The organism is Aquitalea pelogenes (assembly GCF_001515305.1).
GTDB lineage: Bacteria > Pseudomonadota > Gammaproteobacteria > Burkholderiales > Chromobacteriaceae > Aquitalea > Aquitalea pelogenes.
Map to the genome: position 1 here is coordinate 31667 of NZ_LNQV01000013.1, position 12434 is coordinate 44100.

General features: G+C 60.1%; 11 protein-coding genes. 5 read left to right on the top strand and 6 right to left on the bottom strand.

What is annotated here, in order from left to right; genetic code table 11:
* Positions 1 to 14: 14 nt before the first annotated feature.
* Positions 15 to 1286, bottom strand: a complete 1272-nt coding sequence (locus AWT75_RS07525) for a RidA family protein (RefSeq protein ID WP_062788573.1) — start codon at positions 1284 to 1286, stop codon at positions 15 to 17.
* Between the two features lie 300 nt (positions 1287 to 1586).
* On the opposite strand from AWT75_RS07525, the gene AWT75_RS07530 reads away from it, so the two are divergent.
* The 4 genes from AWT75_RS07530 to AWT75_RS07540 all read left to right on the top strand — a co-directional run bounded on the left by AWT75_RS07530 (position 1587) and on the right by AWT75_RS07540 (position 5021).
* Complete coding sequence (locus tag AWT75_RS07530) at positions 1587 to 2828, top strand: hypothetical protein (RefSeq protein ID WP_062788575.1); 1242 nt, start codon at positions 1587 to 1589, stop codon at positions 2826 to 2828.
* 83 nt (positions 2829 to 2911) lie between these two features.
* Positions 2912 to 3088, top strand: coding sequence for a hypothetical protein (locus AWT75_RS21665; protein ID WP_161937732.1), 177 nt, complete (start codon positions 2912 to 2914; stop codon positions 3086 to 3088).
* Positions 3089 to 3352: 264 nt separating this feature from the next.
* Positions 3353 to 3667, top strand: a complete 315-nt coding sequence (locus AWT75_RS07535; RefSeq protein WP_062788577.1) for a rhodanese-like domain-containing protein — start codon at positions 3353 to 3355, stop codon at positions 3665 to 3667.
* A gap of 103 nt (positions 3668 to 3770) precedes the next feature.
* A complete protein-coding gene (locus AWT75_RS07540; protein ID WP_062788579.1) occupies positions 3771 to 5021 on the top strand; it encodes a cystathionine gamma-synthase family protein in 1251 nt (416 codons plus the stop codon).
* A 62-nt stretch (positions 5022 to 5083) separates the two neighbouring features.
* Here the strand turns inward: AWT75_RS07540 and AWT75_RS07545 are convergent, their stop codons facing one another.
* The gene (locus AWT75_RS07545; protein ID WP_062788581.1) at positions 5084 to 6115 is read right to left on the bottom strand and encodes a histone deacetylase family protein; all 1032 of its coding nucleotides are present in this window, start codon (positions 6113 to 6115) and stop codon (positions 5084 to 5086) included.
* A 120-nt stretch (positions 6116 to 6235) separates the two neighbouring features.
* Here AWT75_RS07545 and AWT75_RS07550 point away from each other — a divergent pair, with 120 nt between their 5' ends.
* Positions 6236 to 6718, top strand: coding sequence for an Lrp/AsnC family transcriptional regulator (locus tag AWT75_RS07550; RefSeq protein ID WP_045847312.1), 483 nt, complete (start codon positions 6236 to 6238; stop codon positions 6716 to 6718).
* A 69-nt stretch (positions 6719 to 6787) separates the two neighbouring features.
* Here the strand turns inward: AWT75_RS07550 and AWT75_RS07555 are convergent, their stop codons facing one another.
* From AWT75_RS07555 to AWT75_RS07570, 4 genes are all read right to left on the bottom strand, one after another.
* Entirely contained in the window at positions 6788 to 8095 is a 1308-nt protein-coding gene (locus tag AWT75_RS07555) for a methyl-accepting chemotaxis protein (RefSeq protein ID WP_062788583.1), read from the bottom strand.
* Positions 8023 to 8793, bottom strand: coding sequence for a CHASE3 domain-containing protein (locus AWT75_RS07560; protein WP_153013265.1), 771 nt, complete (start codon positions 8791 to 8793; stop codon positions 8023 to 8025). The genes AWT75_RS07555 and AWT75_RS07560 overlap by 73 nt, the downstream gene beginning before the upstream one ends.
* Positions 8794 to 8918: 125 nt before the next feature.
* The gene (locus AWT75_RS07565) at positions 8919 to 11447 is read right to left on the bottom strand and encodes a PEP/pyruvate-binding domain-containing protein (protein WP_062788587.1); all 2529 of its coding nucleotides are present in this window, start codon (positions 11445 to 11447) and stop codon (positions 8919 to 8921) included.
* On the bottom strand, positions 11444 to 12040 hold the full coding sequence (locus AWT75_RS07570) for a TetR/AcrR family transcriptional regulator (RefSeq protein ID WP_062788590.1): 597 nt from the start codon (positions 12038 to 12040) through the stop codon (positions 11444 to 11446). Before AWT75_RS07570 ends, AWT75_RS07565 begins: the two co-directional genes overlap by 4 nt.
* Positions 12041 to 12434 lie beyond the last annotated feature (394 nt).

The window sequence follows — 12434 nt, forward strand, 5'->3', positions numbered from 1 at the left end:
CCAGTCAAGCTGCTTCAGTTGCGCGGGGCAGTGCCTTCGGCATTGGCCAGCACGGCATCAATCTGGATGTCCGCACCCGCCGGCAGGCTGGCTACACCGATAATGCGACGGGCCGGTGTGGCGCTGGGGAAGTAATCCCGATACACCGCATCCACCAGTGGCAGGTCGGCCAGCCGGGTCAGGCAGATATTCACTTTCACCACATCCGCCAGGCTGTGCTCAATGCTCTGTGTAATGTTCTGCAAGTGTTCCAGACACTGGCGGGTTTGCGCGGCAATGCCACCAGCCACTACCTTGCCGTCATGGGCGCTAACGGGCAGCAGTGCGGAAATGTGGTTGTAGTGCGAGAAGGCAACCGACTGCGTGGCCAGCTTGTCTTGCGGCACGTCCGCGCTGCGGCCGGTACGGATGACAATACCGTGACGGTCTTCCACTGCTTGCGGCGGGGTGCCGTCGCCATGCGATACCACGGCTTCGATCTGGATACGGGCTGCCTGCGGCAGCGCCTGTGCCGGAATCACGCTGCGGGCCGGGAAATAGGCATGGCTGCGGGCAATGGCGGAATCCGGGAAGAAAGTGCTGTAAACAGCGTCCACTGCGGGCAGGTCGGCCAGATCGGTCAGGTACAGGTTGATTTTGACAATGTCGTCAAACGGCACGTCAATGCTGTTCAGAATGGCCTTGATATTGCGCAGGCACTGGGCGGCCTGCTCCTCGATGCCGCCTTCCACCAGCACGCCGGTATGCGGGTTGACCGGAAGTTGTGCGGTCAGATTGTTGTAATGGGAAAACGCTACGGTCTGGGTGGACAGGGCAGAGCAGGGTGCGCTGTCGGTATTGCGCGCCAGCTTGATCAGGTCGCCGGCTTGCGGTGCATTCGGAATGGTGCCTTCGCCATTGGACAGCAGCGCTTCCACCTGCAGCAGCGCGCCCAGTGGCAGGTCATGCACGGCCACGGCGGTCAGGGCCGGTACGTAAACCGGGAAGAAAGTGGCGTACACGGCATTCACCGTGGCCAGGTCGGCGATATCACGCAGGAAGATGGTGATGCGCACCACATCATCCATGCTGTGATTGATGCTTTCCACGATGCTGCGGATATTCTCGAAGCACTGTTCTGCCTGCTGACGGATACCACCGGCTACCAGCTGGCCGGTGGCGCGGTCCAGCGGTAGCTGTGCCGACAGATTGTTGTAGTGGGAGAAGGCGACGCTGTGGGCGGCCTGACGGTCGGCGGTGGGAAGGCCGGCAGCGTTGCGGGCCAGAACGGCATTGAAAGTGCTCATGGTATATATTGCCTCGTGCGGGGAAAGGGTGGCTTGACCTGTGCCTGTGGCTTGCCTGTGCGTGGGTGACGCGGTTTTGCTACCGGCTTGCAGTTGCCAGATAAGAAAACGTGAATATAAGAGATGTCTTATTATTAGTAAATAAGCGAATATTGATATTTATCAAGCAAAGGCCATGCAGGCAAATGCGCCGTCCTGCCAGGCGGAAAAAGCGGGTGGCTTGCTCCTGCAAAATGCTCTGGTAGCCACTATTTCCTGTCATGACAGCAAAACAGTTACCGACTCCAGAACGGAGAAATCATGCAGCAGCGCTCATCAGTCAGCCTGTTTTCACGCCACCTTGCCGGGCTATGCATGTGCCTGTTGATGCTGGCAGACACGCAGGCTGCACCGCGCAGTCAGCAAGACCTGCGCAGCTTCATGCATGGCGTGGTGGCACTGCCAACAGCGCAGAACGGCAACTACGATGTGTTTTTCAGCAGTGCCGGTTTACCGCCACGCGGGGAAGATGCACAGGGTCGGTGGCAGCATGATGTCTATCTGCTGCACTGGCACAGTGACGAAGCTGTGCAAGGCCAGCCGCAAATCCTGATTGCCAGGCCGGAAGCGCAGGAGCCGGTTTCCGCCGCGCGTAACCGTAGCGGCCATGTGATGCTGACATTTGAAGACGGCTGGAACAGCAAGGACGAAGTCAGCCAGCGCTACGCGGTTTACGATGCCGCCATGCGACCGATCAAGCCTTATCCGCAAACTGCAGTGTCCGGCGGTCACTCCGGCCATGTGGCAGCAGTGGGCGAGCGTTTTGTGCTGTTTTATTCCGATGGCTGGGTGGATGGCGACGGCGTAAACGGGCAGGGCAGCGGCAACGGGGTGTATGTGCAGGTTTACGACGGGCAGGGTGAAATCCTGCAGTCGATTGACGTAGTGGACGAACAGCGTGCCTGGTGGCCCATGCTGGCCGGTGGCGAGCGCACGGCCTTGCTGGTGTGGCAGCAAATCACCGACAGGCAGAACACCGGTCAACTGAACATGGCCGTGCTGGACCCGCAGCGCGGCAGCCTGAGCGATATCCGTCTGCTGTCCGCTGATTTGCAGCTGTACCACTACAATCTGGCCTGGCTGCCTGCCGTGTCACGTTTTGTGGTGCTGGCCACCATCAAGGGACAAGGGGTGGCCTGGCTGCTGGACAGTGCCGGCCAGTTGAAGGCCCGTCTCGATTGCCTGCCCGCCACGGTGCGCGAGGCCGGGCTGATGGTGAGCGGCACTACGGTGTTTACCCCCACGGCGGATGGCCGCTTGATGCAGCTGGCTGCCGGGCCGGACAGCCTGCAACTGCAAGGCCTGCTGCGTGAGAGCAAGGGCCGTCCTGTGCCCTGGCGGCCGGTGGGCAGTGTCGGCCTGCCACGCCGCGATGGCAGGCTGGACTGGCTGTCGCTGACCGAACGCGGCGTGCAATGGTGGCAATTCGACCCGCGCCAGACCAGTCCGGCACGTACTGCCGCCAGCTGTGCCAGCGCGGGGGATGCATCACTGCAGAAATGATTTACAGCTTTTCACTACCAGTTGCCTCAAGCTTTTGCCACCCGCGTCGATAAACACCCAAACTAAAGCACAAGGGGAAATCGATGACAAACCGCGATGGCAGCAAGATTGAAGCCTACACGCTGGAATTTTTTGCACTGGATGAAAAAGTAAAAGAAGCGCGGGCACAGTTGCAGCATTTTGAAAACCTGTTGCTGCAAACCGGCTGTTTACCGTCGGCACCGGCGCTCATGCCTGCAGTATCCGCCGCCGCGCACTGACAGGCTTCAAGTCAGCTTCAGCCAGCAGTACACCGCAAAGGCCGGACTCTCCGGCCTTTGTCATGTCTGCCTGCCAGATTCACCCAGTCTTCCGTCCGCTTGGCGCTTCCGCCGGTATCACCCCGCCTACACCATGCCGATGTTCACCAGACTTCCGTTTTTTGACAAAGAAGCCGGGCAAGTACCGCTGGCTCTGGTTAAAATAAGCCCCATCCGCGCGCCTGCATGTTGCCGGACGCAGGGACTGCTTCAATCAAGGACAGCATGTTCAATTTCATTTCCCGGCTGCTCTTCGGCGCAGGCAAGCCAGTGGCATTGCCTGCCAATGTGCTGGTGGTGGATGTACGCGAGCCCGCTGAGTTTGCCGGTGCGCACGTGACGGGTGCCATCAATATCCCGCTGGCGGATATTCCCGCCCACAGCGCACAGCTGCTGGCAGAGGCAAGGCCGGTGGTGCTGTACTGCCAGGCCGGCATGCGTGCAGGGCATGCCAGGAAAATGCTGCTGGCCGCCGGTTTGCCGCAGGTCATCAATGGCAAGAACATGGCGACGGTGAACCGCCTGCTGCAGCAGCGCTGAAAAACGACGATCACCAGACAGGACAAAACAGGCGGCAGAGCCGCCGACACCGGCCATTCGCCACCGGACAGGGTGCGGATGGCCCACATCAGGAAACAGGATAATGAGTAAAACAGACAAGCAGGGCCTCTCCACCACCATCGTGCATCGTGACCGTCGCGCGGGCATGGAATATGGCGCGTTGCGCGCTCCGGTACACAACTCGGTACAGTACGGTCTGGAAAGCGTTGAAGACCTGATCGGCATTTTCCAGGGCAGCAAGAAAGGCGGCTTCAATTACGCCCGTCAGGGCACACCCACCACGGCGGCGCTGGAAGCCAAGATCACCGAAATCGAACACGGCATTGGCACCGTCTGTTTTGCCACCGGCATGGGCGCGATTGCCGCGATTTTCCTGTCTTTGCTGAAGGCGGGCGACCATATCGTCTCCAGCCGCCACGTGTTCGGCAATACCAACAGCCTGCTGGGCACGCTGCGCCAGTTCGGTGTGGAGGTGAGCATGGTGGACATGGCCTCGGCGGACAGCGTGGCGGCTGCCCTCACTCCTGCCACCCGCATGGTCTTCGTGGAAACCATTGCCAACCCCGGCACCCAGATTGCCGACCTGCAAGGCATAGGCCAGCTGTGTCAGGCCCATGGTCTGGTGTATGTGGTGGACAACACCATTACCTCGGCCGCATTGTTCACCCCGGCCAGTGTTGGTGCCAGCCTGGTGGTGAACTCGCTCACCAAGACCCTGGCCGGCCATGGTGCGGCACTGGGTGGCGCGGTGACGGATACCGGCCTGTTTGATTGGTCTGCCTATCCGAATATCGCAGACGACTACCGCAAGGGCCCGGCTGCCCAGCAAGGCCTGACCCAGATCCGCAAGAAAGCCTTGCGCGACATGGGTGCGTCGCTGTCGTCCGAGCATGCCAACCTGATTTCCATCGGCATGGAAACGCTGGCCTTGCGGGTAGGGCACTGCAGCAACACCGCCCAGCAACTGGCCGAATACCTGGAAGCACACCCGGCAGTGCGCAAGGTGTCCTATCCGGGCCTGCCCAGCCACCCGCAATACCAGCGCGCGCGTGAACTGTTCCGTGGCAATGCCTGGCTGCTGTCCTTCGAACTGTACGACGCCGCACAAACCAATACCCTGCTCAATACCCTGCAAGTGCCGATCAAGGCCACTGGCCTGGGCGATACCCGCACGCTGGTGATTCCGGTGGCCTCCACCATTTTCTGGGAAGCCGGCCCGGAAAAACGCAAGGAAATGGATATTCCGGACGGCATGGTACGGGTGTCGGTCGGGCTGGAAGAGGTGGGCGACCTGATTGCCGATTTTGAACAGGCTTTTGCCAGCCTGGGCTAAATACTGAATAAATACGGGCGCGCCGACCGGGAGGTCCGCCGCCCGTTGTTACATGGCCAGTTTCAGCGTGCGTCAGCAAAGCCCTGCAACACATTCACTGCGTTGATGCCGATTTCCTCCACCATATAGCCACCCTCCATCACGAACAGCGTGGGTGCACCAATGGCGCCAATGCTGGCCCCCATGCGCAGGTAGTCCGGGCTTGCCAGCCTGAAATGGCTGATGGGGTCGTGCTCGAAGGTATCCACCCCCAGTGAAATCACCACCGCGTCCGGCTGATAGGCGCGGATGCGCTGGCAGGCATCTTGCAGGGCAATTGCGTAGGCCGCCCAGTCGGTGCCGTGTGGCAACGGGTAGTTGAGGTTGAAGCCCACGCCGGCTCCGCTGCCGGTTTCGTCACGATGGCCGGAAAAATACGGGTAGGAGCGGCGCGGGTCGCCATGCAGCGAGACAAACAGCACATCCGGGCGCTGGTAGAAAATGCTTTGCGTGCCGTTGCCATGGTGAAAGTCCACATCCAGCACCACAACCCGCTTGCCACCCTGATCCAGGCAGGACTGCGCGGCAATGGCCGCATTGTTCAGATAGCAGTAACCGCCCATGTACTCCGCTGCCGCATGGTGGCCGGGCGGGCGGCATAGCGCAAAAGCACTGTCGTGGCCTTGCAGCAGGTGGTCCATGGCGCTGAGTGCTGTATCCGCGCTGCCGCGCACCGCCTGCCAGGTACCGCTGGTGATGGCCACCCCGGCATCCATGGCATAAAACCCCAGCTTGCCGTCGATATGTTCCGGCTCGATATCACTGCGCAAATCCCGCACCGGCCACACCAGTGGCAGTGCATCATGCTGATGGCCCAGCGCACTCCATTCCTGCCAGGCCTGCTCCAGAAAACGCACGTAGCGTTCACTGTGTACCCGTGCATAACGCGCGCTGTCATAGTGCGCCGCCCTGGCAATTTCCCCCAGGCCGCTGTGGCGCACCCGCTCCAGAATGGTGTCGGCACGATGCGGCATTTCAAAGCAGGGCGACACCTTGCCATCCTTCAGTTCGGAGGCGTGGTGCAGTTGGTGGTCCGGATTATAAAAAGTAAGCATGTTAACCCTGGCTGGCTGTTGTCCTGTTGCACAGTATGCTTGCCAGACAGGAAAAATATTTTGCTTTTCTTGTTATAAAAAAGCCAAACTGCGCAAAGAAAATAATGGAATTGGCAAAAAATGAGAAAGAACAAAACAGATGACGCACTGGATGCAGTGGACAAGGCCATCCTGCAGCATTTGCAGCGTGACGGTGCCATGTCCACGCCCAAACTGGCCGAGCAGTTGTCACTCAGTGTGACGCCCTGCTGGCGACGGCTCAAAAGGCTGGAAGAAGAGGGCTATATCCTGGGTTATCAGGCCAATCTGGACCGCCGCAAACTGGGGCTGGATGTACTGGCCTATGTCAGCCTGCGCTTTGGCAATGTCGGCGATCAGGAGCCCAACCGCTTTGAAGCGCTGATCCGCGACCATGAACAAGTACTGTCCTGTCACAAAATCACCGGCGAGGCGGATTATCTGCTGGTGGTGCTGGCCAGGGATCTGGACGACTACAGCGCCTTTGTCGAGCAATTGCGCGCCGTGCCGGGCATCAGTGCCATCCATTCAAATCTGGCGCTGAAAGAAGTGAAAGCCAGCAGCCGCATTCCGCTGCCAGACTGAAACGCCCCGGTCGCTGCTTACGGTCCGGGGCGCTGGGTGATGGCTGGTCAGGCGTATGTCGTGTGGCTGTCAGACATATTCATGGCTGTGATTGAAGAACTCGAAACAGGCTTTCAGTTCGTCCTTCTGGCGCGGGCTGATGTCGACAAATTCCAGACCGTAAATTTCGCCATTGTTCTCCGTCTGCAGCCACTTCACCCGGGCAGTCAGTTTCAGCGGTGCCTGCTCGCGGTAATCATCAATGCTGTCATGCGGCAGCAATACCTGCAGTTGCATGAGGCTGTGCTCGGCCCGGTTCAGCGCCAGCGGCAGGCGCAGCTTGATGCCGGACAGACTGAAGTCCTCGGTAATGGCATCGCGCAACTGGTCGCCATCCTTCACCTGCACCAGAATATGCTGGCGCACGCGTGGCAGCCTGCGGTTGTCGTTGGCAATCGCCTCTATCTGGCTGGACTGGTCAAACTGGAAGCTTTCCATGATGGTGCGCAAATCGGTGGAGGTGCGGAACAGCACCTCGCTGATGGCGCCGGTGGTATGCACTTTGTAGGCATTGTCACTCAGCGTGGTCAGCAGGGTTTCCAGCTGGCCGCGCATGGATTCCAGCCTTGCCATCTGCTCCTGGCTGGCCGCGCCGATTTGCCGGGCCGCCGTCACATTGCCTTCGATATCCTCCACCAGCCCGCTGATGGACTGGCTGGCCTGTTCGGCTTTTTCCATGCCCAGCCGCGTGCTGCTGATGATGCCTTGCACTGACTCGGTATTTTCCTGAATCAGCGTCCCCAGGCTGTTGATGATCTGGGTGATTTCGTCGGTAGCCTTGGCCGCATTCTGTGCCAGCTTGCGTACTTCGTCCGCCACCACGGCAAAGCCGCGGCCATGCTCGCCGGCGCGTGCCGCCTCAATCGCCGCATTCAGCGCCAGCAGGTTGGTCTGGTCGGTGATGCTGGCAATGGACTGGGTAATCACCTGGATTTTCTGGTTGGCTTCGCCCAGCGCCACAATGCGGGTTTCGGCATGGTGCGCCTCGGCCACCGCAGCATCCATCTCGCGGATGTTGTCACGCATGGTGGACATGCTGTCGTGTGCGCTCCTGCGCGCCTTGTCGGCGTGTTCGGTCACGCTGCCGGCAAGGTCCAGCACGGTTCTGGCTGTTTGCGACAGGTCCGACGTTGCCTGGCGCACGGCGGCAGAATGCTGCTCCTCTTCATTGGAGGTATCGGCAATATGGCTGGAAATGTCGGAAATCTGGTAGGACGACTGCACCACCTGCTTGGTGTTCAGGTCGATCTTGCGCATGTACAAGGTCAGCTGCTCGGCCATATGACGCATGGTGGACAACAGGCTGTTGTCATGGCCGGAGCGGTCGATGATTTCCACCGCCAGATTGCCACTGGCAATGGTGTTGGCAATGCTGGCCGCGTAGGCGGTTCGCCACCCAGAATCCGCAGCAGGCGACGGTATTGCAGCAGGCTGATACCCAGCACGCTCAAGGTGGTGAGAATGGCAATCAGCGCATAGGCCAGCACGGCATTGTCCCGCACCGTGGTCTTGTACTGCTGGGTTTGCTTGCTCTTGTTCGCCAGGCTTTGCGCCAGCTGGTCCAGGCTCTTGTTGATGGCTTCGGTGGAATCATCAAACCCGTTCCCCTTGGCCTTCATGATGGCATTGCCAGCCTCCCGTCCCTGATGGATATAGGCCTCGGCCATTATTACACCCGTCTGGTGCAATGCCTGCACCAAAGGCTTGATCTGTCCTACCTCGGATGCTGCATCCGGCAACATGGTTTGCAACACATCCAGGTTCTGCATCGCCTGCTTGAGGTTTTCCGCAGCATCACGGTAATCGTCCCCACCTTCGCCAGTCGCCCCGGCATCGGTCAGAAACTGCTGAATCTGCACCACGTTAAAACGGGTGTCCCGAAACACCAGGCTGGCCTGGTTGAAGCGCTCCACCTCGTCATCGGCCTGACGTTGCAGATTATTGGTCCACCAGGTAACGGCACTTCCCGTCAGCAGCAGGCTGGCAACCAGCACCGCTCCCAGAATCATGGTTTTCTTTACCGATGATGAAGACATATAGGCTCCAGCCAAAACTTGATAAGTGGATTTGTCGGACAGAATACACAAGAAGCGGCAAAAGGAATATCCGGTTTCCATCTGATCACTCCTGGATTTTGCCAACCGACAAGCCTACAAAAGCTTCACGCGTCTGGCCGTAACTCACCTTTTTGTGGGGTGGTGTTTACAAGGTTGATCGTCCCGCGCCAGCCGTCCACCACCAGCGGTTGGCCATCTTGCAATTGAGTGAGGATGCCCGGCAGGTTGGCTACGGCAGGGATGCACAATTCCCGAGCGACGATGGCTCCGTGCGACAAGTAGCCACCGGTCTCCATTACCAGTGCACCGGCTTTCAGGAACAGGGGCGTCCAGGCCGGGTCGGTGGAGGGGGCCACCAGAACATCGCCGGGCACCAGGCGTGCGCTTTCCGATGGATGACGGATCAGCCTCGCCGCACCTTGCGCTTTACCGACGCCAATGGCCAAACCATGCCAGCTGGCATTCGAGGCCTGAATAGGAGGTGGCGCGATGGACTTGCCGTCGAGCACCACTTCCGCCGCCGGGTTTTCTTGCCAATGTTTGGCCTGACGCATGCGGTCCCGTACGCGGTGACGGGTTGCGTGGGTCGACAGCTGGCCGAGCAGCGCAGCGGTCATCTCCTCGGGCAGCAACTGGAAAGCCTGGGCGGCGGCGTCTATGTGACCGCTGCTTGTCAAGCGTTGGCCGATTTCCAGCGCCAGCAGGCGCATGACTTCGCCAAAGGCAGCAAAAGCGCTGCGAGCAGCTTCGCGGTCATTGCACTCCACTTGGGCTTTGTGCAGGAACTGACGCGCCAGAATACGTGCACTCCAGGGGAGTGTGCTGTCCAGGCGTTGCCAGGCGGCCTGTTGCGCAGCTTGCTGACGTTGTGGAAGTGCGTCCGCGTCTTGTTGCATCAGCGCAGTTATTTGTTCCAGCAGGTAGCCTGGCTGCTCGCGCCAGCGAGGTGAGCGGACGTAGGTTTCGTAGATCCCGCGATGGCCGTAACGCTCCAGAAAGGTGGTAAATGCCAGCCGGAACGGGTGTTCTGTGGGCAGCGACTGCCAGTTGGTGCCAGCCAGCAGCATGGCTGAGGCGGCTGGGTCCTGGCGCGCCAGTGCGGCTAGCTTCAGCAAGTCCAGGTTTTGTTGCGCGGTGACGCTGGGCGGGCCGCCGGCCATCAGCGCGGCACTCAATGCGGCTGCTTCTCCCGGCAGATGACGCTCCAGCAGGTCCATCAACATGGATAGTCCACCACCGCTGGAGCCTTGCAGGTAGATCATGTCCAGCTGGCCATACATGTGGCTGACGTAGGTTTGCATGCGTTCGACCAGCGCCGGGTTGTCCAGTCGGCTCAGGTCTTCCTGACGCCACCGGGTGCACAAGGCGTGAGTATTGGCGATTTGCGCCCGGCCGTTGCGGCGCGCGCCTTTGTCTTGCCGGGCGTAGCGCAATATGTGGCCCAGGCGGCGTAGCTTCTGGCGGAATGTGGCCGGTGGTACGACGATGTCTGAGTGATGGCCGCCCATCATGCGGTTGAGCAGCGTCGGCTGAATGCCCAGCGCGTCGTAGCCTTCCCATTGCAGCAGCGACACGTTCAAATACAGCCGCCCCTGAATCAGCGCCACGCGTTGTGCGCCCGGCAGCAACCGGTAGCCGGCACGGTGCCAGCCTTGCTCCAGCATCAGATTGACCATCTGGCGCGCCGGTCCCCAGTCAAATGCGTCCATCACATCTGGCACCACGTCGCGGGTGTTGCCGTTGGACCACATGGTGCCTTGACCGGTGAGGCCGGGGTAGCTGGGCCAGGCATGGGTGGTAATCGGGCGCGCCTGCACCAGCTGGAACTGCCGACCATCCCAGGTCCATTCGAAGTCGTACCATGGCTCGGCCAGATCAAGAGCCAGGGCTGCATCGCGCACCAGACGCGCCAGATCCTGCGCCTGCTCCTGGCTCAGCGTGTTGTTGCCGTTGCGCTCGATGGCGATGGCTTGGGTGACGTCGCGCGGAAAGGTCAGCACGATTTCTTCGCCATTCACCACGCCGGCCACTAGTTGCTCCGCCAGGCCGGCGACGGCACTGATCACCACCTGATCGTCGCGGCCAGTCAGCGGGTGGCAGCTGAACGCAATGCCGGAGCAGCGCGCTTCCACCATCGGCATGATCACCACAGCCATGCGGCCATCGGCCGGCGGCAGGCCGCGATGCTCACGATATACGGTGGCAGCGTCTGACCACTGGGATGCCCACACTGCGCGAATGGCATCCAGTACTGCTGGCAGGCCCTGCATATTCAGCTGGCTGTGATGCAGGCCAGCGAAAGAAGCTGAGCGGGAATCTTCTTGCGTTGCGGAGGAACGCACCGCAAGCGGTAGCGTGAGCCAGCCTCGTGCGCGGAGTGCGATTTCTATATCCGCGGCCAGTGTCGGCGGGAATGGCAAACTCATCACTCTTGATCGACGCTCTGCCAAAGGCATGGCTTGGGCGAGAAAATCAGCACCCAGGGCGTCGCGGCAGGCGTCGGCACTCAGCGTCAGCGCCTCTGGTACGGGTAAGCCATAGCGGTGCAGGCGACCGACTCCATGGCCTTTGCCGCCAGCGATAGCGGGGCCGGCTAACTCTGCAGCGGTAAGATCGAGCAGGTAGGTTTTCATGTGCGTGCGCCTTGCAAAAAGATGTCCAGTATTTCGTCGTAGCCCTGATGCAGCGAGGCTTCTGGCGTCTTGAACCAGTACATCATCGCGCCCATGTGCAGGAAGGCCAGGTGACGCGCCAGATGGCTGGCGGGAATGTCTGTGCGGATTTCACCGCTTTGCTGGCCGGCAGCGAGGAGCTGCAGGTAGATACGGTCCAGACCGCTGCGGTTTTCCGTTCCCATGCTGGAGATGGGACGGCACAGACGGTGCTGGATGTAAGGGCCGATATATTCGCGCCTTGCTTCGGAATAGCTGGCGGAGGCGCGCAGGAACAAGCGCAGCCGGGTGGCGCAGTCGGGCGCATCCGCCAATTGCTGCTGCATGGATGGCAGCGCGGCGGCCAGGTCTGCATGCATGCGGTGGGTGACCAGCGCTTCTTTGACCGGAAAATATTTATATAGGGTGCCTTTGGCCAGATCGGCGCGTTGGGCGATCTGCTCCATGGTCACGGCTTCGTAGCCGTATTGCGAGAAGAGCTCGAAAGCGCACTCCACCAGGTGCTCCATGGTTTGCTGGCGCTTGCGCTCGCGGCGGCTGTTTTCGGCTTCCATTATTTATGAACGAAGTATAAAAATGAACGACGTTCATTTTTGCATTTGTCATTGCAATTGGCAAGCGCTGTGCACTTGGAAGAGTGAAGGTGTGGTAGTTGATGATGGACGCGCACCATGACAGGCTGGTGCGGCTCAGGGCGGCTACGGGCTGATCATGGGGCGTCAGCTTTGCCTGCCATTGTTCTATCATGTCGGCTTTGTTGCATTAATCCGGGCTTGCGTCTGTCCGGTAGAATGACGGCATGAGCAAGTCCCTCCTGACCATCGGCATCTGTCCGGCAAAGAGGGACCGCTTTCAAAGTGGGACCCGTCATTCCTCACCTTGAATGTGAATGGCTGTTTTGGCCGACCTAATTCCGGCCAGGTTGACCAACCGTAAGTTGGTCGGCCA

Bases quoted from the DNA above. Each gene is read 5' to 3' on its own strand.
- AWT75_RS07525 (WP_062788573.1), bottom strand. From the start codon at position 1,286: ATGAGCACTTTCAATGCCGTTCTGGCCCGCAACGCTGCCGGCCTTCCC.
- AWT75_RS07530 (WP_062788575.1), top strand. From the start codon at position 1,587: ATGCAGCAGCGCTCATCAGTCAGCCTGTTTTCACGCCACCTTGCCGGG.
- AWT75_RS21665 (WP_161937732.1), top strand. From the start codon at position 2,912: ATGACAAACCGCGATGGCAGCAAGATTGAAGCCTACACGCTGGAATTT.
- AWT75_RS07535 (WP_062788577.1), top strand. From the start codon at position 3,353: ATGTTCAATTTCATTTCCCGGCTGCTCTTCGGCGCAGGCAAGCCAGTG.
- AWT75_RS07540 (WP_062788579.1), top strand. From the start codon at position 3,771: ATGAGTAAAACAGACAAGCAGGGCCTCTCCACCACCATCGTGCATCGT.
- AWT75_RS07545 (WP_062788581.1), bottom strand. From the start codon at position 6,115: ATGCTTACTTTTTATAATCCGGACCACCAACTGCACCACGCCTCCGAA.
- AWT75_RS07550 (WP_045847312.1), top strand. From the start codon at position 6,236: ATGAGAAAGAACAAAACAGATGACGCACTGGATGCAGTGGACAAGGCC.
- AWT75_RS07560 (WP_153013265.1), bottom strand. From the start codon at position 8,793: ATGTCTTCATCATCGGTAAAGAAAACCATGATTCTGGGAGCGGTGCTG.
- AWT75_RS07565 (WP_062788587.1), bottom strand. From the start codon at position 11,447: ATGAAAACCTACCTGCTCGATCTTACCGCTGCAGAGTTAGCCGGCCCC.
- AWT75_RS07570 (WP_062788590.1), bottom strand. From the start codon at position 12,040: ATGGAAGCCGAAAACAGCCGCCGCGAGCGCAAGCGCCAGCAAACCATG.